This window comes from Candidatus Nitrospira nitrosa, from assembly GCF_001458735.1.
Classification (GTDB): domain Bacteria; phylum Nitrospirota; class Nitrospiria; order Nitrospirales; family Nitrospiraceae; genus Nitrospira_D; species Nitrospira_D nitrosa.
Genome location: NZ_CZQA01000001.1, coordinates 1 through 24,429, shown reverse-complemented (window position 1 = coordinate 24,429; position 24,429 = coordinate 1). Strand labels below are relative to the sequence as shown.

At 56.3% G+C, this 24,429-nt stretch carries 19 protein-coding genes and 1 pseudogene; 14 read left to right on the top strand and 6 right to left on the bottom strand.

Annotated features, from left to right (window positions below; translation table 11 throughout):
* The first annotated feature begins 101 nt into the window (after nt 1-101).
* The 4 genes from COMA1_RS00100 (at nt 102) to COMA1_RS00085 (ending at nt 7,403) form a co-directional block, all read left to right on the top strand.
* Nucleotides 102-1,616, top strand: coding sequence for a PAS domain-containing sensor histidine kinase (locus COMA1_RS00100; RefSeq protein WP_176697744.1), 1,515 nt, complete (start codon nt 102-104; stop codon nt 1,614-1,616).
* Nucleotides 1,588-2,232 carry a response regulator gene (locus COMA1_RS00095; protein WP_090742025.1) on the top strand — a complete coding sequence of 215 codons (645 nt, stop codon included), beginning with the start codon at nt 1,588-1,590 and terminating at the stop codon, nt 2,230-2,232. Before COMA1_RS00100 ends, COMA1_RS00095 begins: the two co-directional genes overlap by 29 nt.
* A 324-nt stretch (nt 2,233-2,556) precedes the next feature.
* A complete protein-coding gene (locus COMA1_RS00090; RefSeq protein WP_090742022.1) occupies nt 2,557-5,994 on the top strand; it encodes a molybdopterin-dependent oxidoreductase in 3,438 nt (1,145 codons plus the stop codon).
* A 119-nt stretch (nt 5,995-6,113) separates the two neighbouring features.
* Nucleotides 6,114-7,403, top strand: a complete 1,290-nt coding sequence (locus COMA1_RS00085) for a 4Fe-4S dicluster domain-containing protein (protein WP_090742019.1) — start codon at nt 6,114-6,116, stop codon at nt 7,401-7,403.
* Nucleotides 7,404-7,585: 182 nt separating this feature from the next.
* Here COMA1_RS00085 and COMA1_RS00080 read toward each other — a convergent pair whose 3' ends face one another.
* The 3 genes from COMA1_RS00080 to COMA1_RS00070 form a co-directional block, all read right to left on the bottom strand.
* Nucleotides 7,586-10,684, bottom strand: coding sequence for an efflux RND transporter permease subunit (locus COMA1_RS00080; protein ID WP_090746639.1), 3,099 nt, complete (start codon nt 10,682-10,684; stop codon nt 7,586-7,588).
* Between the two features lie 26 nt (nt 10,685-10,710).
* A complete protein-coding gene (locus tag COMA1_RS00075) occupies nt 10,711-11,826 on the bottom strand; it encodes an efflux RND transporter periplasmic adaptor subunit (RefSeq protein ID WP_090742015.1) in 1,116 nt (371 codons plus the stop codon).
* Between the two features lie 220 nt (nt 11,827-12,046).
* Nucleotides 12,047-12,436 (bottom strand): hypothetical protein, encoded by a 390-nt coding sequence (locus COMA1_RS00070; protein WP_090742013.1) that lies wholly within the window; start codon nt 12,434-12,436, stop codon nt 12,047-12,049.
* A 126-nt stretch (nt 12,437-12,562) separates the two neighbouring features.
* Between COMA1_RS00070 and COMA1_RS00065 the strand changes: the two genes are divergently transcribed.
* The 9 genes from COMA1_RS00065 (at nt 12,563) to COMA1_RS00025 (ending at nt 20,115) form a co-directional block, all read left to right on the top strand.
* On the top strand, nt 12,563-12,769 hold the full coding sequence (locus COMA1_RS00065) for a hypothetical protein (protein WP_141654165.1): 207 nt from the start codon (nt 12,563-12,565) through the stop codon (nt 12,767-12,769).
* Between the two features lie 254 nt (nt 12,770-13,023).
* Nucleotides 13,024-14,481, top strand: coding sequence for a PAS domain-containing sensor histidine kinase (locus tag COMA1_RS00060; protein ID WP_090742007.1), 1,458 nt, complete (start codon nt 13,024-13,026; stop codon nt 14,479-14,481).
* Nucleotides 14,478-15,131: a response regulator gene (locus COMA1_RS00055; protein ID WP_090742004.1), complete on the top strand. Its 654-nt coding sequence runs from the start codon at nt 14,478-14,480 to the stop codon at nt 15,129-15,131. The genes COMA1_RS00060 and COMA1_RS00055 overlap by 4 nt, the downstream gene beginning before the upstream one ends.
* A gap of 165 nt (nt 15,132-15,296) precedes the next feature.
* Nucleotides 15,297-15,728, top strand: a complete 432-nt coding sequence (locus COMA1_RS00050; RefSeq protein ID WP_090742001.1) for a response regulator — start codon at nt 15,297-15,299, stop codon at nt 15,726-15,728.
* Between the two features lie 248 nt (nt 15,729-15,976).
* Nucleotides 15,977-16,306 (top strand): hypothetical protein, encoded by a 330-nt coding sequence (locus tag COMA1_RS00045; RefSeq protein ID WP_090741998.1) that lies wholly within the window; start codon nt 15,977-15,979, stop codon nt 16,304-16,306.
* Between the two features lie 328 nt (nt 16,307-16,634).
* On the top strand, nt 16,635-17,027 hold the full coding sequence (locus COMA1_RS00040; RefSeq protein WP_090741995.1) for a nuclear transport factor 2 family protein: 393 nt from the start codon (nt 16,635-16,637) through the stop codon (nt 17,025-17,027).
* A 232-nt stretch (nt 17,028-17,259) separates the two neighbouring features.
* Nucleotides 17,260-17,601 (top strand): hypothetical protein, encoded by a 342-nt coding sequence (locus COMA1_RS00035; protein ID WP_090741992.1) that lies wholly within the window; start codon nt 17,260-17,262, stop codon nt 17,599-17,601.
* Between the two features lie 441 nt (nt 17,602-18,042).
* Nucleotides 18,043-19,521, top strand: coding sequence for an alkaline phosphatase D family protein (locus tag COMA1_RS00030; protein ID WP_090741988.1), 1,479 nt, complete (start codon nt 18,043-18,045; stop codon nt 19,519-19,521).
* Nucleotides 19,522-19,632: 111 nt separating this feature from the next.
* A complete protein-coding gene (locus COMA1_RS00025) occupies nt 19,633-20,115 on the top strand; it encodes a hypothetical protein (protein WP_090741985.1) in 483 nt (160 codons plus the stop codon).
* 333 nt (nt 20,116-20,448) lie between these two features.
* Here the strand turns inward: COMA1_RS00025 and COMA1_RS00020 are convergent.
* The 3 genes and pseudogenes from COMA1_RS00020 to istA form a co-directional block, all read right to left on the bottom strand.
* Nucleotides 20,449-21,380: pseudogene (locus COMA1_RS00020) on the bottom strand (IS3 family transposase); the annotation flags it as partial.
* Nucleotides 21,381-21,455: 75 nt separating this feature from the next.
* Nucleotides 21,456-22,247, bottom strand: a complete 792-nt coding sequence (istB, locus tag COMA1_RS00015; RefSeq protein WP_090741979.1) for an IS21-like element helper ATPase IstB — start codon at nt 22,245-22,247, stop codon at nt 21,456-21,458.
* Nucleotides 22,244-23,113, bottom strand: coding sequence for an IS21 family transposase (gene istA / locus COMA1_RS00010; protein ID WP_245630774.1), 870 nt, complete (start codon nt 23,111-23,113; stop codon nt 22,244-22,246). Before istA ends, istB begins: the two co-directional genes overlap by 4 nt.
* Before the next feature lie 101 nt (nt 23,114-23,214).
* On the opposite strand from istA, the gene COMA1_RS00005 reads away from it, so the two are divergent.
* Nucleotides 23,215-24,389, top strand: a protein-coding gene (locus COMA1_RS00005; RefSeq protein WP_407921304.1) for an IS3 family transposase whose coding sequence is annotated in 2 segments (ribosomal slippage) — nt 23,215-23,491 and nt 23,491-24,389 — 1,176 coding nt in all. Because the reading frame shifts where the segments join, the coding sequence is not laid out codon by codon here.
* The last annotated feature ends 40 nt before the right edge of the window (nt 24,390-24,429 follow it).

The window sequence follows — 24,429 nt, the reverse complement described above, 5'->3', positions numbered from 1 at the left end:
TTACCTGTTCGCCTAGTGATAAGCGCCATTTGACGTACGCCCATCGTCCTCGATAACCTTAAGCAACAGCGCGGCTCATGACTTGGAAGCATACCATCCGTATGAACGAGCAATTGAGAGAACCCATCTTGGCCGTCCTCATGGTCATACTCCTGGTAGGGCTGTTCGCGTTCGATCTGAATTCACCGATGGCGTTTGCCGATCATGAGTTGTATGTCGTAGTTGTTTTGGTTGCCACTGTTTCGCGGCTTTCATGGATGCCGTCAATCGCTGCTGGTGCGGGAACCCTCCTTACCATCATTGGAGGGATTGGCACTCCATGGTTTGCTAATTTGCCACCTTGGGTCCAGGTGGGGAACCGGTTCATCACGATTGTGATTCTGTGGGTGCTCGTCTGGTTTGCCCAGAAACGGCGCCAGGCCGAAACGGCACTGCAGAGGGCGAATGAGGATCTGGAACAAAAGGTGACAGAAAGGACTCAGCAACTTACATCCGTTAATCAGACCTTATCAATGGAAGTCGCCGAACACGTTCAGACTGAACAGGCGCTACGACTTTCCCAGGGGCGGCTCGCTGACATCCTTGACCTCGCCGAAGACGCCATCATCGTCACCGAACATGATCGATCGATCACACTGTTTAATCAAGGAGCGGTGAAGTTATTCGGTTATGAGCCAAGCGAGGTGCTTGGGAAGCCGATTGATCTCTTGCTACCCGAAAGATTTCGGATTGATCACCCATCGTCCATCGACGAGTTTGCTCATAATCCAGAATCAACTCATCGGATGGCACAACGCCGTGAGGTGTCTGGTTTAAAGAAAGACGCACGTGAGTTTCCTGCAGAAGCCAGTATCTCCACCCTGAGCGTTGGCTCGAGAGTCACGTATACGTTAATCCTACGAGATATCACGGAGCGCCTGAGGACGGAGCGGCAGCTCCAGTCATTGACGGCCGAACTGATGATGGCGCAAGAAGAAGAACGGAGACGTATTGCGCGCGAGCTTCACGACGACATTAACCAACGGCTGGCCTTGGTAGCAATCGACATTGGGAATATGTTGTCCACCCCATCCTCAATGACCACACAAGCGAACAACATGATCCAATCCATCAGTCAACGGTTGGCCAAGATATCCGATGACGTTCGCCGTATGGCATATAAATTTCATCCCTCTATTCTGGACGATCTAGGTCTCACTGCCGCACTCAAACATATGGCCGAAGAATGGTCCGAGAAAACTGGAATTAGAATAGTCATCGTAGGGGAAGAGATGGCCGATCCTTTACCGCGCGATGTTGCCTCATGCCTCTATCGAGTCACTCAGGAAAGCCTTGCCAACATCATGAAGCATGCTCGTGCCACTCGTGTGGAGCTTGAACTGATCTGCGACGGACAGGAGATTACACTATCGATCCAGGACACTGGTGTTGGCTTCGATCTTAAGAATGCTCAGGCAGGCCATTCCGGGTTAGGTCTTGTCAATATGCGGGAGCGTGTTCGATCCGTGCAAGGACGATTTGATATCCAGTCCGAGCCAGGGCGAGGTACACATATCATGGTACATATTCCATTTTCTGGAGCGCCACATGAAGAAACCACGAGTTATCTTGGCTGACGACCATACCTTTGTGCTCGAGGGATTCAAAAAATTACTGGAAGCCCATTGCGAATTAGTCGCGTCTGTGGAAGACGGCCGCGCTCTCATTGAAGCCGCTGTAAACCTTCAGCCTGACATCGTGATACTGGATATTTCAATGCCAAAGCTGAACGGCGTTGAGGCGGCGAAAAAGCTCAAGAAGCAGGTTTCAACAGTGAAACTGATTTTTGTTACGATGCATGCCGATATGGCCTATGTCGACGCGGCGTTCAGAGCCGGAGCGTCAGGTTATTTATTGAAGCGATCGGCAGCCACAGAATTGATGCAGGCGGTGCGGTCTGTGATGAACGGTAAATTCTATATGACTCCGCTCATTACAAAAGAAGTCGTGACGTCGTTCCTCAAGCCGACACACGCTCGTTTGGCTACGATCGACGACTTAACGACGAGGCAGCATGAGATTCTGCAATTGGTTGCCGAAGGATTGTCCGCGAAAGAAATCGCTGACCAACTGAAGATATCTCACCGCACGGTTGAGTTTCACAAAACCAAGATTATGGAGCAACTCCACGTCCATAGTACGCCTGATCTGGTCAAATATGCCGTGGCACATGGCTTAGTCACGGCATCGTGATCCCTCTCGACTTACTACGGTAGTTGACCAACCAAAACCTCGTAGTCTCTTCAAGCACGACCGGTAGTCTTTCTTTCCCTTATTCCAACGGCGCTCCGCTAAGCTGCATCCTCATGGATGGTTTGATGCGTCAACTCTGATTCACACCGGAGTCATGTGTATCCTCGACTCGTCAATGAGCCGATGACAGTTTGTCCTGTGATCTATGTTCAGCTAGACACGCGTGGATCTCAGGAAATGGAATCTAGCTATAGAGAGCAAGAAGGTTGATCTTACTCATATTCACTGCGTCTTCCTCATTCTACTAAATAGGAGGTAGAACACATGGTCATTACACGTAGACAGTTCATGAAAGCTTCTGCCGGCACGATCGCTGCTATCGCTGTGGCGGACAAAGTCCTGGCCTTGACGGCGCTTCAACCGGTCACAGAAGTCGGCAACCCCTTGGGGGAATATCCCGACCGCTCCTGGGAACGGGTCTATCACGACCAGTATCGGTACGATTCATCGTTCACGTGGGTGTGCTCCCCCAACGACACACATGCCTGCCGCATTCGCGCCTTCGTTCGGAACGGAGTGGTGATGCGGGTCGAGCAGAACTATGACCACCAGACCTATGAAGACTTGTATGGCAACCGCGGCACTTTCGCGCACAACCCTCGGATGTGCCTCAAGGGATTTACGTTCCATCGGCGCGTCTATGGACCCTATCGGCTGAAGGGCCCCTTGATCCGGAAGGGCTGGAAACAGTGGATGGACGATGGATCGCCCGAGCTGACGCCTGAAACCAAGCGCAAGTATAAGTTTGCCAGCCGGTTCTTGGACGATATGCTTCGGGTCTCCTGGGATACGGCGTTTACCTATGCGGCGAAGGCGATGGTCGTCATTGCCACCAGATACAGCGGTGAAGCCGGGGCACGGCGTCTTCGCGAGCAAGGGTATGCGCCGGAGATGGTGGAAATGATGAAGGGCGCGGGTGTGCGCTGCTTCAAGCACCGGGCAGGTATGCCCATTCTCGGATTCATCGGCAAACATTCCAATACCCGTTTCAACAACAGCGTCCTACCGGTTTTGGATACGTGGGTACGCAAGGTGGGGCCGGATCAGGCGCAAGGCGGCCGGTATTGGAACAACTACACCTGGCATGGGGACCAAGATCCCTCCCAGCCATTTTGGAACGGGACGCAAAATTGCGACGTGGATTTGAGCGATATGCGTTTCACGAAGTTCAACACGAGCTGGGGTAAGAATTTCGTCGAGAACAAAATGCCGGAAGCGCATTGGAAGCTCGAATCGATCGAGCGCGGGGCGCGCCTTGCGGTGATCACGCCGGAGTACAATCCCACGGCCCAGCGTGCCGACTACTGGATTCCCCTTCGCCCGCAATCGGACGGGGCCCTGTTCCTCGGCGCCTGCAAGATCATTCTCGATGAGAACATGCACGACGTCGACTATCTCAAGCAGTTCACGGACATGCCCTTGTTGGTCCGCACGGATACCCTGCAGTACCTGGACCCCCGTGAGGTGATTCCGGACTACAAGTTCCCTGATTTCTCACACAGTTATTCCGGCCGAATCCAAGCCTTGAAACCAGAGTACATCGAACGGTTAGGCGGGTTCATGGTGTGGGACCTGGCCAAGCAGAAAGCCGTCCCACTCCATCGTGAGCAAGTCGGCTGGCATTTCGATAGCAGCGGCATTCAGCCCGCGTTGACCGGCACCTATCGAGTCAAACTGTTGAACGGACGCGAAATCGACGCGCAGCCCATTTACCAGATGTATCAGATTCACTTCCAAGACTACGATCTGGATACCACGCATCAGATCACCCGCTCGCCCAAGGATCTCCTGGTCCGCTGGGCGCGCGACTCGGGCACGATTAAACCGGCGGCCATCCACAACGGCGAGGGGGTCTGCCACTATTTCCACATGACCTCCAATGGACGGGCGGCCGCCCTGGTCCTGACCTTGACCGGCAATATCGGGAAGTTCGGCTCCGGCTGTCATACCTGGTCCGGCAATTACAAAGTGGGGATTTGGAGTGCGACGCCCTGGTCGGGGTCCGGCTCCGGCGTTCACCTATCGGAAGATCCATGGCAGATCAATCTAGACCCCAATGCCCATGGGAAGGAAATTAAGTACAAGAGCTACTACTATGGCGAAGAGCCCGGGTACTGGAATCATGGGGATACGGCCTTGATCGTCAATACCCCGAAGTATGGCCGCAAGGTGTTTACGGGAAAGACCCATATGCCGACCCCCAGCAAGCTTCGCTGGGTCGTCAACGTCAATCTGTTGAACAACGCCAAGCATCACTACGACATGGTGCGGAACGTCGACCCCAACATCGAATGTCTCATTACGCAGGACATCGAGATGACGTCCGACGTCAACCATGCGGATATCGCCTTCGCCGTGAACTCCTGGATGGAGTTCACCTATCCGGAAATGACGGCGACCGTGTCGAATCCCTGGGTACAGATCTGGAAGGGGGGAATCCGGCCGCTGTACGACACGCGGAACGATGCCGATACGTTTGCCGGGGTGGCGGCCAGACTTGCCGAGATCACGGGCGAAAAACGCATGCGAGACGTTTTTCACTTTGTCTATGAGAATCGCGTGGACGTCTACGCCCAACGTCTCCTGGATGCGTCGAGCACCTTTTACGGATATAGTGCCGATGTGCTCTTGAAGTCGGAAAAGGGATGGATGGTCATGGTGCGGACCTATCCGCGGCACCCCCTCTGGGAGGAGACCAACGAGTCGAAGCCGATGTGGACCCGATCGGGGCGCATCGAGAGTTATCGGGTTGAACCGGAAGCGATCGAGTACGGGGAGAACTTCATCTCCCATCGTGAGGGACCGGAGGCGACGCCGTATCTGCCGAACGCCATTTTCACGACCAACCCCCATGTTCGGCCGGACGACTATGGAATTCCCGTCACAGCCCAACACCACGACGACAAAACAATCCGGAACATCAAGCTCCCGTGGGTAGAGATCAAGCGCCACACCAATCCCCTCTGGGAGAAGGGCTATCAGTTCTACTGTGTGACGCCAAAGACGCGTCACCGCGTTCATAGCCAATGGTCGGTGAACGACTGGGTGCAGATCTATGAGTCGAACTTCGGTGATCCCTATCGCATGGACAAACGGACGCCGGGAGTCGGCGAACACCAGGTGCACATCAATCCCCAAGCAGCGAAAGATCGCGGCATCAACGACGGGGACTATGTGTATATCGATGGGAACCCGGTGGATCGTCCCTATCGTGGATGGAAACCGAGTGATCCGTACTACAAAGTGGCTCGACTCATGATCCGGGCCAAGTACAACCCGGCTTATCCGTATCACGTGACCATGGCAAAACATGCGCCGTATGTCTCCACGCCAAAGTCGGTCAAAGGACACGAGACCAGACCGGATGGACGGGCCATTGCCATCGACACGGGGTATCAGTCGAACTTCCGCTATGGGGCGCAACAGTCCTTTACACGCAGCTGGCTCATGCCGATGCATCAAACTGATTCGCTCCCAGGGAAAAGTGCAAACGGGCTTAAGTTTAAATGGGGGTTCGAAATCGACCACCATGCCGTCAACACGGTGCCGAAGGAATGTCTCATCCGGATCACCAAGGCGGAGGACGGCGGGATCGGGGCCCGTGGTCCTTGGGAACCGGTGCGTACTGGATTTACGCCAGGCCAAGAGAACGAGTTCATGATTAAGTGGCTGAAAGGTGAGCACATCAAGATTAAGGTGTAACCGGAGGCCAATGGTCCAATCGGCAATGGTCAATCAGAGCCGAATCTGACTGGCCATTGCCGGTCGCCTTTACCAAATGGCTGTGACTTATTGCCCCATGACACCAAACGGAGGAAACCATGCCTGAAGTCTATAACTGGCAGCTGGGACGAAAGATGTTGTATCCCTACGAGGAGCGGCATCCGAAGTGGCAGTTTGCCTTTGTCTTCAATATCAACCGCTGCTTAGCGTGCCAAACCTGTAGTATGGCCGATAAGTCGACCTGGCTCTTCTCGAAGGGGCAGGAGTACATGTGGTGGAACAACGTGGAGACCAAGCCCTATGGGGGGTATCCCCAGTTCTACGACATCAAGGTCACCCAGCTGATTGAGCAGGTCAATCCCGGCGGACAGGTCTGGAACGTCCGGGTGGGACGCAAACACCATGCGCCGTACGGGGTATTCGAAGGGATGACCATTTTCGACGCGGGCGCCAAGGTGGGGCAGGCGGCGATTGGGTACATTCCAACCGACCAAGAATGGCGGTTTGTGAACATTTATGAGGACACCGCCACCTCCATGCGCGCGCTGGTGGAAGGCATCGACAAGACCGGGTTCTCACGGGATGAACCCTGGAAGATGACCGGCAGCAGCTTGCCGGAACATGAGACCTTCTTCTTCTACTTACAGCGGATCTGCAATCACTGTACGTATCCGGGCTGTTTAGCGGCCTGCCCGCGGAAAGCGATCTATAAGCGTCCTGAGGACGGGATCGTCCTGATCGACCAGAATCGATGCCGGGGGTACAAAAAGTGTGTGGAACAGTGTCCGTACAAGAAGCCCATGTATCGAGGGACGACTCGGGTCAGTGAAAAGTGTATCGCCTGCTATCCTCGGATCGAAGGCAAAGATCCGTTGACCGGGGGAGAACCGATGGAAACCCGGTGTATGGCGGCCTGTGTCGGCAAGATCCGGATGCAGAGTTTGATGCGGATCGGCGAGGATGGGCTGTGGGCGGAGGATCGGTGGCACCCGCTGTACTACACGATTCGGGTCGAGCAGGTGGCCTTGCCGTTGTACCCCCAGTGGGGGACGGAGCCCAACGGCTATTACATTCCACCGCGGCATTCCCCGCGCGGGTATGCCCGCCAGATGTTTGGGCCTGGTGTGGACAATGCCATTGAAAAGTACCTGGTTCCAAGCCGGGAGCTCCTCGCGGTGCTCCAGCTCTGGCGAGCCAGTCAGCAGATCGTCTTCCGGTACGATGTGATCCCTGGGCCGAAAGTGTTCGAGACCCAGATTCACGGCAAGCGCTTTGAGATGTACAACGACACGGTCCTGGGCTTCAATAAGTCCGGGAAAGAAGTGGCCCGGATTCAGGTGGAAGAGCCGATCTACATTCGGCCGGCCGAACGGGTGACCTGGCTGTAAGTCGGTACGGACGAGAACCGGTAGAACGAGGGGTGGGGCTCCGAAGAAGGGTTCCGCCCCTCTTCTATTTCAGGCTAGGGCGTTTGCGATCTGCGCAGTTTCTGGTTCAACGTCCTTCAAGATCAAACAATATGCGTCAGTCACTCCCGATCGTTCACGTCGCATAAGATACCACGAGTGGTCTATGTGTCGGCTTCTACTGGTTTGAGTGCGGTTCCTGTCTCGGTTTCTGATGTTGGAGCTGATTGGTGTTGTGCCGCAATCAATGAGTAGAACACCGGGACGACAAAAAGGGTAAAGAGCGTGCCGACCGTCATTCCTGTGACCAGCATCATGCCGATACTATTGCGGGCTGCCGCTCCTGGTCCTGTGGCCAGCACGAGTGGGAAATGGCCGAAGATGGTGGCGGCCGAGGTCATGAGGACTGGTCGCAGCCTGGTCAGGGAAGCTTCTCTGATGGCTGCGAGCCTCGACAGTCCACGGGTCTGCAGCTGATTGGCAAATTCCACGATGAGAATCCCATTTTTGGCGATGAGTCCGACCAGTGTAATCAGCCCGACTTGAGAGTAGATATTGATGGTCGTCAGGTCGAGAAAGCTGACGACTAAGGCCCCAGAAATAGCGAGCGGAACCGAACCGAGGAGTACGATGAGCGGATCGCGGAAACTTTTAAATTGGGCAGCCAATACCAAATAGATCAGCACCACCGCAAAGCCCAGTGTGACAGTGAGGGCTGAGCCCTCCTGACGGAGCTGGCGCGATTCACCGGCATAGTCGACGAAGATCCGTGGGCCGACTGCTGCAGCAGCCTCTTCGAGCACCCGGAGACCTTCTTCTTTGGTGACACCTGGTTTGAGCCCGCCGAAGATGCGGACGGCATTCCGTTGTTGGAAGCGGTTCAAGCTGCGTGGCGCCGTACTGGTTTCGATGTGGGCGAAGGTCGACACGGGCACCAATTGGCCGCCTGGAGCCTTGATCTTCAAATCGAGTAACGGATCGATCGTTGCACGGTCTTTATCGCCGAGTTGAGGGATGACTTTGTAGCTTCGGTCGAAGTAGTTGAAGCGGTTGACGTAGGCCCCACCGAGCATAGTCCCCAACTCACGACCGACCCCGGCCAAATCGAATCCCAAGTCTGCGAGCCGCTCACGATCCAGGACGACCCTCGCTTGAGGGAGATCGATCTTGAGGTCTGTATCCACGTAGAGAAACTTTCCGCTTTGCCACCCCGCACCCAACAAGGTTCCGACGGTTTCGAGCAGTTGCTCACCAGGCGCATCGGATTCAAGAATTAACTCAACGTCGTACTGTCCCGGAGTGGGGAGCGGCGGATCGAGCCGGGGGAAGACGCGCAGTCCAGGGACTTGCAAGACGGCGCCATACACGTCGTCGTACATCGCTTCGGTTGAACGGGCACGATCATGCCAATCTTTTGCGACAACCCCTCCGAAGCCGCCCCATGCAGTGGTGAGTGACCAGGTATAGTCTGTTTCAGGGATGGCGGTAATTGCTTTGACGATCTGAAAGTGTTTGCGGTTGGTCGCCTGCACAGTGGAATCCGGTGAGGCTTCAAAGAAGAGGCTGATATGGTTCTGGTCTTCGACAGGCGCCAGCTCCAGGCGAGAGAAATGATACAGCGGCCAGGCTGCGATCATGATGAAGAGGGCAGCCGACACGATTCCCCAATTCATCGTGAGGGCGCCGTCGAGCAGCCAGACATAGATCCTCCGTGCTTCGTCAAACCGTCGGTTGACGAACGTGGTCAACCGACCTTCTTGACCTTGTGGATGGACAAAGCGAGAACTCATCACGGGTGAGAGGGTGATGGCGACGATTCCCGACAACACCACCGCAACAGCCAGGGTTATGGCGAATTCGAGGAACAGCGATCCGGTAAGTCCGCCTTGAAAGCCGATGGGCGCATAGACGGTGGCGAGCGTGATGGTCATGGCTACGATGGGACCGAGTAGTTCCCGTGCGGCCGCTCGCGCGGCTGCAATTCTGGATTTGCCAAGACGTACGTGCCGTTCCACGTTCTCCACCACGACGATGGCGTCGTCCACAACCAGCCCAACGGACAATACAATCGCGAGAAGCGTGAGCAGGTTGAGGCTGAACCCGAAGGCGATCAAGAAAAGTGCAGCTCCGATCAGTGAGACCGGTATCGCCACCAGCGGGACAAGGGCCGTTCGGACTGATCCCATGAAGAGAAAGACCACCAGCGCGACGATCAGAATTGTTTCCGACAGAGTCTTGGAGATTTCCGTCAGGGCGTTTCGGATGAACATGGTGCTGTCCCAGACGAGTTTCATGTCGATATCGCTCGGCAACGTCGGGCGAATTCGGTCGACCTCGTCGCGCAGGCGATGGCCGACCTCGATCTCGTTGACGCCGGGTACCGCCCAGATACCGAGGTACACGCCTTCCGTTTCGTCGTATTTGGCGATGATGTTCGCTTCTTCCGCTTCGCGCTCGACGCGCGCCACATCTTTAAGCCGTACGATGGCGCCGTCTCGGTCGGCGATGATAAGTTCCTCAAATTCAGTCGTCGAGCGAAGGTCGGTATTGGCGAGCAAATTAATCTGGACCTGATTGCCTTTCGTCCGGCCGACGGCGGCGAGGTAATTGTTCCGTCGGAGTGCTCCTTGAACGTCACCGGGGGAGAGATTGAATGAGGCCAGACGGTCAGGATCGATCCAAATCCGCATAGCGATTTGCCGTTCACCTTCGAAGGTGACTCGCTGGACGCCGGGCAGCGTGGCCAGCTGCGGTTGCAATGTGCGCAGAAGCCAATCGGTGACGGCTGGAACCGTGCGCTCCTGTGAGCTGAAGCTGAGATAAAAGGAGGCATAGGGGCGATCCGCCCGCTGTATTTCAATCGCAGCCGGCTCGGCTTCCGGCGGCAGTTCCGCCCGCACCTGTTGCAGCCGCGCCGTAACCTCAGCGAGGGCCGCCGTGCTGCTGTGGTTCAACTTCAAGTGGACGGTCACGGTGCTGACGCCGGACCGACTGGTCGATTCGACATAATCCACACCACTGATGGCCGAGACGACTCGCTCGATTGGTGTACTGATAAATCCACGAATGGTCTCGGCACTCGCTCCGTAATAAATGGTAGTGATGACGACCAGCGAGTTCTCGATTTTCGGATACTGCTGGACCGGGAGGGCGGTCAAGGCTTTCCACCCCGCAAGGAGGATCACTAAGTTCACGACGATGGCCAAGACCGGATGGACGATGAAGATATCAGTGAAGGACCTAGGGGAAACAGACTGTTTCATCGTTGGGGCGATCACGCGTTGTTGGCTCAATATTGTGCTTGCGTTGATGGGCTGTCGGGTCCAGCCGTGATGGTGACAAGGGCACCGTCGCGGAGTTTAAAGGACCCGACAGCGGCGACCTGTTCACCGGCGGTAAGTCCCTCATGAATCACGATCTCGTCGCCTGCCATCGGTCCACTCTCGACGTGACGCGCGCGCACCCTTGTCTGACCATCTTGTCCCTGTGTGACCACAAACACCTGGTCTCCCCCAGGCCCCTTGCGGAGGGCACTCACGGGAACAGCGACAACCTGGCGCATTGAACCAACAGGTACACGTACTCGTACGGAGGCTCCCGGCGCAAGTACCGTGCGTGAACTCTCGATCCTGGCTCGCACCATGGCATTCCTGGTGATTGGATCCACACGCGCGTCGAGGGCGATAATCTTGGCCTTGATGGGTAGGGCTGCGCCTACAGCTACGACTTCGACGGTTTCGCCGACCCGCAAACTTCCGGCCACTTGTTGCGGCACAGCAAAATCCACATTCACGGCTTCACTCACTCCTTGGAGTGTAGTAAGGAGTGTTCCCTCGTCCAGATATTGGCCGGGATGGACATCCGCGATTCCCACTCTGGCTCGGAATGGGGCGCGGATTGTCTTTTTGGCAATGACGGCTTTGGTCCTGGCGATCTGGGCTTGGGCCACATCTAAATCGGCCCGTGCCCGGTCCACTTCTTCCTGCGTGGTGGCAAGCTCCTGACTCAGATGTTGCCGACGATTGAGAATCGTTTTCGCGAGTGCCACCTGAGCTTCTTGTGCGCGCAGGTCTGCTTCTTCGACCGAGACATCGAGTGCGACCAACAAGGCTCCGGCTTCCACGAGCTGTCCTGGTCTGAGGCGGACTTCGCGAACCGTGCCGGCCAGTTCGTTCTTCAGCGAAATTGACCGGAGCGCGAGGACGGTTCCGATCGATGTGGTGTTCGGCCGGTGATCGATGGTTCGTGCGACCGTGACCGTAATCGATTCGCTCGGCTCCGGCTGCCTCGCCGAGGCGGCATGCTCACTTTGTAGAGATTCGTATTTCCAAGCCGCCAAGCCGATGCCTAGGAGGGCGATAAACAGAACAAGGACGAGTGATCTGATCCAATTCTGGCGATTCATCGTGTCGGTCATGGCGCTATGGTACCAAAATCAGATACCCCAGTGCTCGGCTGGTCTCGATTTCCCCTTCCGAGTGCTCTTGTTGTGTTCTACCCCATGGCTGGGGGGTGTGCTCAGGGCAGGTCTGTTGTGTGGTCTGAATAGAACGATTCGGGCGTACCCTCTTTGACGAACCCTGGCACAGGGTTGGTCAACAGCTTGGAAGAGAGAGTGTTACGCGTTAGGGTTTCACATCCGCTTCCCACGCAATGCTGGCGGGGCACCATTGCCAGATGCCGAGAGTGATGATGCGGGTCAATCCAGCCGGGATACAGGCCGTACGGTTCACCTCGACCTTCCGGTTGATCAACTTGGTTGAATCGCCACATCGCTTCAGATAGTCGTCGGCCTTAATGTCATGGAGGTTGACATGAGGCACAACGAACGCAACCACCGGAACCGGCAGGACGGCAATGGAGGAGTCATCGACTCCTTGAGAGCCCGAGCAATGGGCTTGAGTTTTCGGATATCTGACGTCATCTCGGACAAGCGCTGTGGTACAGCCCGTGAGGAGCAGCGACGTACTGATAAGCAGTGCACCCCACCCCTGTCGACTTGGTTTCCAGATCATGAACACCCTCCCTGTTGGTCGGCCATGTTCTTTAGACGTAGGCTAGTGACAAACGTCAACGTCGTCAAGTCAATGACCGATCGGTAGAATACTGCATGAAGGCAATGGGGAAACGACGGTATCCCAGTGGCCATGTCTCAGCCGTCCACCTCTGTGGCCTATGGATCAGTCATTCTTGCAGCGGCCCTCTGGGGTGGATCGATTGTCGCGCAAACGATGGCGCTCACGTCGTTTTCCGCAGTTGAAGCTTTGGTCCTCCGTGATATTCGGTCCGTCACGGGCCTCGGTGCTAGGAATCTGACCCCGGTGCAGCGATTTGGTTGTCCGCCCTGATTTTAGGGGAAGCCATTGGTTTGATTGAAATTATCGGTATCTGTCTCATTCTCGCCGGTGTCTGGGTCGTCAATCGCCAAACGGCCGAACTCAAGAGTTAGGCTTATTCCATTCCCTAGGGGCCGTCTCAGGTGAACGCCTGATTGCCGCTTGTAGTATCATGCGTCATCTATTCCCTCCGGTTACCACTGGTCTGTTATTCTCTCCCTGGGGGGCTGACATAGGGTTCTTGAGGTAGCCCGCCAAGGATTTTGATGAATAGTTATGTTGCCAAATTCCTGATCGCAGTCGTGCTCATCTTGACGATGGTCTCCGATGCACTCACGCCATTGGGCGTAGCTGTCTGGGTGGGGTATGTGTTCGCGGTCTTATTGACCCTGTGGGTTGAACGGTCGTGGGCTCCCCATGTGGTCGCAGGCATCGCGACGGTTCTCCTCCCGATAGGGTTTGTGCTGTCAAAGCCTGGGACGATCGAACTCTGGGTGGCGATCTTCAACCGAGTTGCCTGTACTGCGTATGTCTGGACCATGGCAAGTCTCGTTGTCCGTGTAAGAAACTCCAGACTGAATGACGCAACGAGACGCCTCGGGGCTATTGTCGACGGCAGCGACGATGCCATCGTGAGTTTGAGGCTGGATGGAACAGTGATGTCGTGGAACACGGGGGCTGAACGGATGTTTGGATACACCGTGGATGAGATAGTTGGGCATTCCATTACTCGGATTCTCCCATCAGGTAACCAGGCAGATGAATCCTGGGTGTATCCCGTGCTGCGGGGAGAGGAGAGCGTTCAGAACTATGACACGGTCAGAATCAGTAAGGATGGGCGGCGCATTGATGTCTCGATTACCATGTCGCCACTCAAGGACCAGACCGGCCGGATTCTAGGGGTGTCAAAAATTATTCGAGATATCAGCGAGCGAAAACGGGCACAGGTCTTGTTGCACCAGGCGCTTGGGGAGTTGGAAAAGAAGGTCCAAGAACGAACGACCGAACTCAGTCAGGCGAACCGCTCGCTTCGAGATCTTTCCGGTCGTCTGATGCAAGTGCAAGAAGACGAACGAAGTCGGCTTGCCCGGGACTTACATGACGAAGTCGGGCAGTTGCTCACGGCGCTGAAGATCGATTTGCAAGCGGTTCAGCATGGTACATCCGGCCCATTGATTGGGGGGGCACTCACGGATAGTCTGGGGCTGGTGGATCGTCTCCTGACTCAGGTGCGGACGTTGGCCTTGGATCTGCGCCCGTCCATTCTCGATGACCTGGGTCTGGTTCCAGCGCTTCGATGGTATGCAACTCGGCAAGCCCAGCGGAACGGCTGGATACTTCATCTCACGATCGATGGGGTCGTTGGGCGGATTCCAACCATGATCGAGGTGGCCTGCTTTCGCGTGGTGCAAGAGGCCCTCACCAACATTGCAAAGTATGCGAGTGCGAAGACCATCGAGTTGACGTTGCGTCGACAGACGCAGGAGGTTATCCTGATTATCCATGACGACGGTGTCGGGTTCGATGTCGCTGTGGCGCGGCAGCGGGCACGAGATGGAGCAAGCATGGGTCTGCTCGGGATGGAAGAGCGCGTACGGCTCGCTGGAGGCCACTTGTCGATTTTGTCAGGAGCGGGACAGGGAACCAGTCTTGAGCTGCACTTTTTACTTGCGGACGACCCTCAGATGACGGGCGGGTCGTTGAAGGAGGTGCATGCGTCATGAGTGATCTCCGCATGATGATTGTCGAGGATCATGCATTGGTGAGAGCCGGGATGCGGGCGCTCCTGCAGAAAATCGGTGGGATTGATGTCGTGGCCGACGTCGGGGATGGGTGGGAAGCTGTGAAGGCTGTCCAAACGGATGCTCCGGACTTGGTTCTGATGGATATTGCCATGCCGGGATTAAACGGACTCGATGCGACGGCTCGGATCGTGAGGGAATCGTCGAACACACGTGTGATCCTATTGTCGATGTATGCCAATGAAGAATACCTCCGACAGGCGCTGCAGGTCGGGGCGTCGGGGTACTTGCTGAAAGGTGCTGATCTGGCAGAGTTAGAATTGGCGATCAGAACCGTGGGTCGTGGTGAAACCTACTTGACCCCCGCCGTCGCCAAGTACGCCGTGGAGGCCTACCGAAATAAGTCTGGAGAGCCGTCCAGTCCCTTGGCCAGGCTGAGCGGGCGTCAGCGCGAGATCTTGCAGCTGATCGCCGAAGGTTGTACGACGAAAGACATTGCCCAACGTCTGAACCTCAGTGTGAAGACTGTAGAAACTCACCGAGCACAACTGATGGAACGGCTCGAAATTCATGATGTGCCGGGACTCGTTCGCCTAGCGATTCGTGTGGGGTTGGTTCACGTCGACTCCTAAGTGGTTTTCTTCCCCTCCATCTTCTGATGTGTTTCAGTAACCTCATCGGGGTGCTTCAGGCACTCCTCACGTCCTCATCAGGGTTTCCCCGATAGGCCAAACGCACCTCATCTGTGATGCTCTACGTACCAGCTGTGGTGGTACGGAACGCGCGGAGTTGTGAAGATGTTAACGAAGCACCATTCGCCCATTCGGACAGTGTTAGTCGACGGCAGCCCGGAGTGTCTTGTTCGCTTGGAAAAGTGGTTGGGTACGCTCTCTGATATTGCCATTGTCGGGAAGGCCAACTCGGGAGTCGACGCGCTCGAGCAATGCAGGTTGCTTCGCCCTGATCTCGTGCTTATGGACGTAGCCCTCCCATGCTTGAACGGCTATGAAGCGACGGCCCGTATCAAGGAGGATGGTCACTGTCCGATGGTCATCTTAATGTCCCTCTTTCACATGGACGAAGCCTATGAGGTCAATAGTTATTCAAAGGCCGATGTGGTTCTGAATAAAGATGTCTTGTACGACGAACTGATTCCCACTGTGACTCGGCTCTTTCCCGGCAGAGCGGGAATATCGGAAGAGCGATCATTCAACGATAGCATGGTGTGAGATGGTCGATAACCGATGTGGCGGGTGGATGATGTTGGAATAGCCTGAGGGGGAGAGTGGGGGACAGGTTTGTGTCTATGAGGAATCTTGGCGCCGTGTGAACTGTGGCAATGGTGTGAACTCAGTCATTGTCAGGAACCGAGCAGAATAGGGTGTGGTTTCCATAGGGTCTGTCGGATGATCAAGGAGATGCCGTCCACTAGGAAGCCGTGAGGGGTGGTGTCTCTGATGAACATAAAGGAGTATGTATGAACGTCAAAGGGTTTATCCTTGAAGACGACCAGGGGCGGGAGTTTGTGATGGTCTGTGAGAAGCCCTATCTGCAGCCAGGGAGGACCTTCTCGCTTCGAGGCTGGCAACGGAGGCGCCTGGTTCCGTTGCACTATTCGGAGCGGGAGCTTCGCCGAATCGTTGGAGGAGTGTTAGTCACCCTCGACGATCTCTTTAAAAGTCTTCCGAGATTCCCTAACTGCGTCAAAACTTCTTGCTCCGCCGAGGAAGGTTCGACGACACCGCCCTTGAGGAAGCCGCTGCTCTTGCGGAAGGTGGGCAAAGATGGGAATTGTGCCAGTACATGAAGTGATCTGGTTCAATCTCACTTCTTCGGGACCATTCTGGACATGCCGCACCAGGAGTGTGGGGCCATAATCGTCTGTTGAGTAAACGTGGCTTTGCTGCTGCTGACGAGCTAGGAACACTACGTGGGATCGTGATTGTTCCGATTCCGCGACTCGCCTCTTTGCTCTTCATCTTTCCCGCAGGATAGGTTGGCCTGGTGGTCGCATGTTCTGCCGGAGGCTTGACTCGGAGTAGGAGTACCACATCCTACGATGTCGTTGCGAAATATTCTCGCAGCGCCGGATTCTCTTGCAGTATGATACGGCTTCTCTGACTAAGGGGTGCCGTGTGTTGAAACAGCGCATCGAAGCCGTTACGAAAGCCAATCAGAGATTCTATGAGGTCTTTGAAAGTCTCGACATCGTCAAGATGGACGAGATTTGGACGCATCAAGAGTATGTCACCTGTATTCATCCAGGTTGGACCATCCGTTCCGGATGGCCTGCCGTTCGCGACTCGTGGGTGCTGATCTTTAACAACACGTTCTCAATGAAGTTCGAGCTGGCCGATATCATGGTTCAGGTAGCAGGCGATATGGCCTGGGTCATCTGTGTGGAAAATCTTGTGACTCAACAAGCAGAGGAGCCACAACAGGCCAAAATTCTTGCCACCAACCTTTATGAACTCATCGGTGATGAGTGGCTCATGATTCACCACCATGGATCGCCGGTGATGGGGTGAGGAGGTTGCAGGCAGCCTGGTCATCTCCTGTGCTCGCCCAACGCGCTGCCTCAGAAGGCCCTCGTTGGATGCGCGCAGTTAGGAGACTACCAGGCCGCCCGCTCCAGGGCGGGATAGAGAAGAGGAACGCGATGCTCGATCAATGCGTGTGGGTGGAGACATCCCGTTCACTATCCTTGCTTGAGTATGGGTGATACGCAATAAGGAAGACACATCGGAGTTGGTGAATCACATGCGCGTCTTTCTGGGATTTCTGCTGGCGCCATTGGTCGTGCCACTCTATTTCTGGGTTGTTGGCTTCATGCGTGTAGGGAAAGCAACGCTGGGGGACATGGGAGAAAATGCGCTGGGATCTTTTTTTGTCACTGGGCCGTACGCGTACTTCCCCGCTTTTGTTCTGGGTCTGCCTGTCTATCTTTTTCTCCAATCAAAGGATCTATTATCTTGGCAGGCACTTGCAGTTTCAGGAGGGGCTTTAGGGGCGCTCGTGGTGATGGTTCTCTTACCTGTGGAGCGAGAACAAGTCCTATGGATAGGTCTATTCCCAGGTGGCTTGTCGGGACTGGTGTTCTAGTGGATGGCAGTGAGAGAGCAACGAGGTCAAGAGGATCTTGACCTTGGCTAAGCTAGTCTCCTGAGATCCTAATGTGCTCTGTGCAGGGTCTGTCGCTATAGCTTCGGCGCAGGGGTGGGGACTTCATCGATCCGTATGGTTTTCATCCATTCGGCGGTGATGGTATCACGTTCTACCATGGACATACCGGCGTAAGTCGAGAACATTTGCGGTCCACGACGGCGTCGCCATGTGAGAAAACTGAGGAAATGGTCTTTGCACACGGAGTGCGTGCCGGCTGGCGCGTAGGGATTTGCAAGGCAGTTTGTTACGCAGCAGTGAGTATCGTGCACCTAAACCTCTTTAAGTTTAGTCAGTATGCCGGTCAGTCCTGCTGAATTTCAAGCCCAATACCGGGTTCGTTGCAAGATCTTCTGGAATGCTTAACCAAGAGGATTTCTGATGCGTATATTGTTTCTGTTCGTCGGACTCTTCACAGTGTGCCCTGTTTTGAGTGGTTGCTCCGCATGGCCTGGTCAAAACATTGGCTCTCAAGATTTATCAGCAGAGAACCCTGGGTTAGCCTCAGGACTCCTACCCCAGGGCGTTGCAATCGGCGATGTGAGCTCGCAGAGAGCTTTGTTATGGGTACGCACCGATGGGGCCGCTGTAGTGCGAGTGGAATGGGCGTCGGTATCATTATGGAAGCAGGTTTCAACATCAGCGACGGTCGTAGCCCCGATATCGAAGACGGTGCTCCTCAAGACAGGTGCAGAGACGGATTATACGTTGACCATCCCTCTTGAAGGTCTGACTCCCTCGACTCGCTATCGGTACCATGTTGTGGTCGGTCCTGCAGAATCATCACCATCGCAATTTCTTGGAAAACCGGCCGGGACGGGTGAATTCGTCACACTGCCGGATGTGACAACCTCTGCGGCCGTGAGTTTTGCCTGGAGCGGAGATCTTGGTAGCGGGGGACGATGTCGCCGAGGAGTGGATGGGTATCCGATTTTTGAGGTGATTCCTCGATACCAGCCAGACTTCTTTCTCTTCCTTGGCGATTCTATTTATGGAGATCATCCCTGTCCCTCGCCTCCGAATGAGCCGGGTGCCGACTTCAAGGCCACGACCTTGGATGCCTATCGATCACGCCATCGCTACCAACGGAGCGCTGATGCGTTACGACGGTTTTTGATTGGAACGCCGGTCTATGTAATCTGGGACGATCACGAGGTCCGAAACAATTTTGCCGGTCCGTATGACGAGCAGATGCCTGCTGGTCGGCAAGCGTTACGGGAATATTGGCCGATTGTGTCTCCCCTTGAGGACCCACATCGTCTCTATCGGACGGTTCGGTACGGTGCCGACCTTGAACTGTTTATCTTGGATGTTCGGCAGTATCGGAGTCGCAATGCGGATCAAGATGGTGCCTCCAAGACCATGCTTGGCGCAACGCAATTGGCATGGCTGCTCGATGGCCTTCAGGTTTCAACTGCGACATGGAAAGTCATTGCGACGCCCGTTCCGCTCTCGATTCCAAAGGGCGGTGATCGTTCAGTTCCTGGAAACGATGGGTGGGCAGGTGGGTCGGATGGTACCGGATTTGAGCGAGAGCGACAGGTCATTATTGACACCATTCTCAATCGGACGATCAAAAACGTGGTCTTTCTCTCAGGGGATGTGCACTGGGTGCAAGCCAATGCCTATGACCCCAACCAGGACGGGATCATCGACTTTCATGAATACATCGCGGGTCCCCTCTCTGCACCGTCGGGGAGATTCGCTCCAACTCAAATGGGGCTTCATCCCACGGAATTATTCTATGAGACCGGGTATCATAATTTTGGTCTGGTCAGGGCCACGAAGTATGATTTCCACGTGAGCATAGTGGATGAAACGGGTAAGGAGCGAGTGTCCCACCGAATTGTGGCGAAATAGCACATGCCGAGATCTGAACTTTGCCCCTTGCAATCCAGACTTGGTGGCGGGTACGGTACGGGATTCCAGGGCATTTGATATGTTTTCTTGAGCGAAATAGAAAGGAACACCATGTCAGGATTGATGTCCGCCGGTGATATTTTTTCGAGAGCGGAAGCGGCGGCCGTAGCAGCAACGGGGCCGGATGAGAAGGCCTTACAGATTGATTATGCGGAGTTGAAAGAAAAATTTCGTCACATGTTGGGCGATCGTAAGGTCGCGCTCTGCCACGTTAATAAATTTCTACCGGAAGGGTATGAAGACCAAGGGCGGTTCAATCTGGTACTACTGACGGCGGGTCATGTGGTATTTGATGTCGTGATCGGGGACTCTTACTTCCGATATGATGTGGTCTCAGTCGGTCAGTTGGACAAGGTGCAGCTGATTGATGCGATGTGGGACAACAGAGAAAAACGTCGGGAAGAACCGTTCCTAAGCCTTCGCCTGATGCATGGTGAAGAAGCACATTTGCTGTTGGCATTGGACGACGAGGAGCGGGCCAGCCTGCTCAAGTTTGCCTCAGCAGTCGCGATGGCAAGGAATCCAGAGCGCTAGGTTGGCGCTCAAATCCTTATCGGAGGGGCTCGTACAAAAGCGTCTGCCGAGGTGCCCCTGGTGTCGGCTACTTGGTTTAAGATAAGAACACCACTCGCTATTGATTTCAGTCGATGTCGGTAGAACGTTGATGCGGTGAATAGCTAGTAGTTTGACGGCCTCTCCCTGTTGTCTCATCCCATCCCTCACAAAGACGTGGGTCATCCTTGGAAGTACCTTGCCAGTGGCCCCAGCGTCGTTGTGGGTAATCACCCTCAAGGATCACGATAAACTAGTCTTTACCTTCCACGTACATTCCCTGAGTGAGCTTCCCCCGATTCCGTGGACACCGGGTTAAGCCACAGCGGTCCTCGCTTCGTACTCGGCTGGGGAGTGATAGCCGAGGGTTGAGTGACGGCGCTGCCGATTGTAGAACACCTCGATGTATTCAAAGATGTCCTGTGTTGTGGCTTCACGGGTGGTGTAGTGCCGATGGTACACGAGTTCTCGCTTTAATGTTCCGAAGAAGCTCTCGACACAGGCGTTGTCCCAGCAATTGCCGGTGCGGCTCATGCTGGCCGTGATGCCATGCGTGGGGAGCAGCTGCTGATAGGCCCCTGCGGCATATTGACTCCCGCGATCGGAGTGATGCAGGAGTCCTGCTGTAGGCTGCTGCGTGCTGAGCGCCATGCGGAGGGCCTGCTCGGTTAAATCTCCGGTCAAGCGCGGGCCCATCGCCCAGCCGATCACGGCACGCGAGTACAGATCCAGCAGCACGGCCAGATACAGCCAGCCCTCTAGAGTCCAGCCGTAGGTGATATCGCCGGCCCAGACTCGGTTGGGCTGTCGCACCGTGAACTGGCGGTCAAGCGTGTTCGCAGCCACGGGTAAGCCGTGCAACGAGTACGTCGTGACCCTCCACTTCTTCACGGTTTTGGCCTGAAGCTCGGCCTGACGCATGAGCCGCGCCACGCGATGTTCCCCAACCCGGTGGCCCTGTTTGCGGAGGGCCCGCCAGAGCCGGGGACTCCCGTCGGTCTGGCGACTGTCGTGGTGAAGCAGCCGAATTGCGGTCAGTAGGTCTCGATTGGCCACCGCCCGGGTACTCTCTGGGCGCACCCGCCAGGCATAATACCCTGCAGGAGACACGGCCAAGGTTCGGCACATCAGACGGATCGGATCGCGACGGTCGTGCTCTTGGATCACCCGATATCTCATCGCGACTCCTTCGCGAAGAACGCCGCCGCACGTCGTAAACAATTCCGCTCCTGCTTCAAGGTGTCAAGACCGACGTTGGTTGTCCACAAAACACCGATCTGAGATGTCCCCTGTTCACCGATGAGATTGTCCAGTCTGTCGGGTTAGATTGCCACATCCGTGGTGCCTTCCTCGGGTTCGGCGACCGGTCGACGGCCGAAGAGCCCAGCCTTTCTCTTTTCCCGAAGCCGGTAGCTCTCGCCCTTGATATTCAGCGTCGTGGCATGATGCAGGAGCCGATCCAAGATCGCCGTGGCCAAGACGGGATCATTGAAGACCTCACCCCAGTCCGCGAAGCTCTTGTTGCTGGTCACAATCAAACTCCCACGTTCATAGCGGCGGACCAGCAGGCGGAAGAACAGACTGGCCTCCTCCCGTGACAGTGGCAGATATCCCAGCTCATCGAGAATCAGGAGACGGGGATACGTCAGTTGCGGGAGCATGCGCTCCAGCCGATTCTCCTGCCGGGCGCGGATCAGCCGACTCATCAGCGTCTCCAACGTCAAAAACAGCACGGATGAACCGGCCTCGACGGTTTTGATACCCAGGGCAATCGCCAGATGCGTCTTGCCCACACCCGGTGGGCCCAGCAGGACCACATTCTCGGCGCGCTCGACAAAGCTGAGTCCCGCCAGTTCCCGTACAACCTTGCGATCGAGCGAGGGCTGGCACTCGAAGTCGAACTGCTCCAGGGTTTTGAGCCATGGAAACCGGGCCATCCGCAGCCGGAGGTCGATTCCCCGTTGCTGCCGCCCGCGCCACTCTGCTTCGAGGGCTCGAGCCAGAACCCCTTGGTAATCCAGATCGCTTTTTGCCGCCTGCTCACAGACGCCATCGAGTTGGGTGAGCAGGTGGTCCAACTTCAGCCGTTCGAGGAGGACGCTGAGTTCCATCATGCCCCCACCTCCTCGTAGACCGCCAACGGCCGCTGCTCTACCGCCAGCGTCTGGGCCCACAGGGCGGCGTGGTGAGATGGAACCGTGACCCAGCCGGGTGCTCCGGGCACCACGCAATGGGTGACCACGAGTTGCTCGTCGTGATAGACAGCCAACTCGTTTTCCAGCGTCAGTCGGATCTGGACCGTTTGACCCGCCAAGTCAGCCGGGACGCTATACCGGCGGCCACGGACCTCGATGTAGGCATCCCAGCTCACCTGCCGAATTTCGCGGTAGGCCGTATCGTAGCGTGTGGCGGGCAAGGGCCGTAAGGCCGGTGCCTCGCGGGCGAACCGCTCAGCCACGATCTCCTGCACGGTCCCATGTCGCCGTTGGTCGGCCTCCTCCCGCAACCACTGCGCGGCAAGTTGATTGAGATGCGCCCAGCTCTCAAAGGCACGATACCGCACAAAGAAGTGGTGCTTGATGTAGCCGACCATCCGCTCATCTTTGCCCTTGGTTTGTGCTCGGGCAGGTTGGCAGGCGCGCGGGACAAACCCATAGTGGCCCGCCAGATCCACAAACCGGGGATGGAAGCGAGCCGGGCCACCTCGTGGATGAGCGAGCACCGCCGCTTTCTGATTATCCACCAAGACTTCGGCGGGGACGCCCGCAAACCACTCGAAGCTGCGGATGAGTCCGTCATAGGTGTGCTCGGCGTCCTCACGGTCCGTGCACCAGAAGTGGAATCGCCGCGAGAAGCCCAGCGTGTTCACAATGAAGTGGACCACCGTTTCCTGGCCCGCGAGCTGCGTCCGCTGTTCGGCCCAATCGCTCTGCAGCTGGCGACCCGGTGCTGTCTCAAACCGCACCGTCGCCCGACGCACCCGCAGGGCGCGTTTCTGGCGGATGTAGTCCCGCAGAATGGTGAGGTAAGCTCGAAAAAGTGGACGCCTTCAACCTAGAATGAGAGGGCTGGAGGTGTGAGATGGAACAGGTCCCGCGACAGCAGTATACGAAGGAGTTCCGAGAGCAGGCCGTGCGGCTAGTCCTGGAACAGCAGGTGACGATTCCGGAGGCCGCCAGGCGCCTGAGCATGTCGGGCAGGACGCTCGAGCGCTGGGTGGGTCGGGCTCGGCAGGGCCAGCTCACTACGCTGGGAGAGAGCCGACGGCCCGTGACGGAGCTGGAGGCCGAGGTGTCTCGGCTCAAACGGGATCTTGCGGAAGCGCGGATGGAGCGCGACATCTTAAAAAAAGCCACCGCGTACTTTGCCAAGGCGCAGCTGCCCGGTACGCGCTCATGAGGACGCTGCGTCTCCAGTATCCGTTGACTCTGTTGTGTCGGGTGCTGGAGGTGTCCCGAAGCGGCTACTATGCCTGGCAGCATCGGCGTCCGTCGACACGCGCCCAGGAGAATGCGCGGCTGGAAGTGGCGATTCAGGCGGCACACGTGCGGACCCGACACACGTACGGCCCGGAGCGCCTCCAAGCGGAATTGCGTGAAGACGGCTTTCCAGCTGGGATCGGCCGTATCAAGCGGCTGCGGAAGAAACTGGGCCTGCGCTGCACACCGGTGCGACGGTTCACGATCACCACGGATTCGGCGCATCACCTGCCGGTGGCGGAGAATCGCTTGGCACAAACGTTCACCGCGACACGCCCGAATGAGACCTGGCTCACCGACATCACCTATGTTCCTACAGGGGAAGGGTGGTTGTATGTAGCCGGGGTCAAGGATCTGTATACCTGTGAGGTCGTCGGGTATGCCATGGGGGCCCGGATGACGACGGACTTGGTGCGCCACGCCTTGGGGAACGCGGTCGGGGCGAAACGCCCACGCCCGGGCTTGCTCCACCACTCCGACCGTGGGTCTCAATATTGTGCCCACGACTATCAGGATCAGCTGCGGCAGTTCGGCATGATCCCCTCCATGAGTCGCAAGGGCAATTGCTATGACAACGCACCGATGGAGAGTTTCTGGGGAACACTGAAAACTGAGCTGGTGCATCACCGACGATATGAGACGCGGGAGCAGGCTCGGCAAGAGATTACAGCATACATCGAGGTGTTCTACAACCGCCAGCGACGGCATTCCCGGCTGGGGAATCGCTCGCCCGCGGCATTTGCCCAACGGTGGGCCCGTCAACAGTCGGCGGCGTGAGACTGTCATTCATGGCGTCCACTCTTGACAACCGGGGTCA

Coding starts and splice junctions, on each gene's coding strand:
- COMA1_RS00100 (WP_176697744.1), top strand. CDS start 102: ATGAACGAGCAATTGAGAGAACCCATCTTGGCCGTCCTCATGGTCATA.
- COMA1_RS00095 (WP_090742025.1), top strand. CDS start 1,588: ATGAAGAAACCACGAGTTATCTTGGCTGACGACCATACCTTTGTGCTC.
- COMA1_RS00090 (WP_090742022.1), top strand. CDS start 2,557: ATGGTCATTACACGTAGACAGTTCATGAAAGCTTCTGCCGGCACGATC.
- COMA1_RS00085 (WP_090742019.1), top strand. CDS start 6,114: ATGCCTGAAGTCTATAACTGGCAGCTGGGACGAAAGATGTTGTATCCC.
- COMA1_RS00080 (WP_090746639.1), bottom strand. CDS start 10,684: ATGAAACAGTCTGTTTCCCCTAGGTCCTTCACTGATATCTTCATCGTC.
- COMA1_RS00075 (WP_090742015.1), bottom strand. CDS start 11,826: ATGAATCGCCAGAATTGGATCAGATCACTCGTCCTTGTTCTGTTTATC.
- COMA1_RS00070 (WP_090742013.1), bottom strand. CDS start 12,436: ATGATCTGGAAACCAAGTCGACAGGGGTGGGGTGCACTGCTTATCAGT.
- COMA1_RS00060 (WP_090742007.1), top strand. CDS start 13,024: ATGAATAGTTATGTTGCCAAATTCCTGATCGCAGTCGTGCTCATCTTG.
- COMA1_RS00055 (WP_090742004.1), top strand. CDS start 14,478: ATGAGTGATCTCCGCATGATGATTGTCGAGGATCATGCATTGGTGAGA.
- COMA1_RS00050 (WP_090742001.1), top strand. CDS start 15,297: ATGTTAACGAAGCACCATTCGCCCATTCGGACAGTGTTAGTCGACGGC.
- COMA1_RS00045 (WP_090741998.1), top strand. CDS start 15,977: ATGAACGTCAAAGGGTTTATCCTTGAAGACGACCAGGGGCGGGAGTTT.
- COMA1_RS00035 (WP_090741992.1), top strand. CDS start 17,260: ATGCGCGTCTTTCTGGGATTTCTGCTGGCGCCATTGGTCGTGCCACTC.
- COMA1_RS00030 (WP_090741988.1), top strand. CDS start 18,043: ATGCGTATATTGTTTCTGTTCGTCGGACTCTTCACAGTGTGCCCTGTT.
- COMA1_RS00025 (WP_090741985.1), top strand. CDS start 19,633: ATGTCAGGATTGATGTCCGCCGGTGATATTTTTTCGAGAGCGGAAGCG.
- istB (WP_090741979.1), bottom strand. CDS start 22,247: ATGATGGAACTCAGCGTCCTCCTCGAACGGCTGAAGTTGGACCACCTG.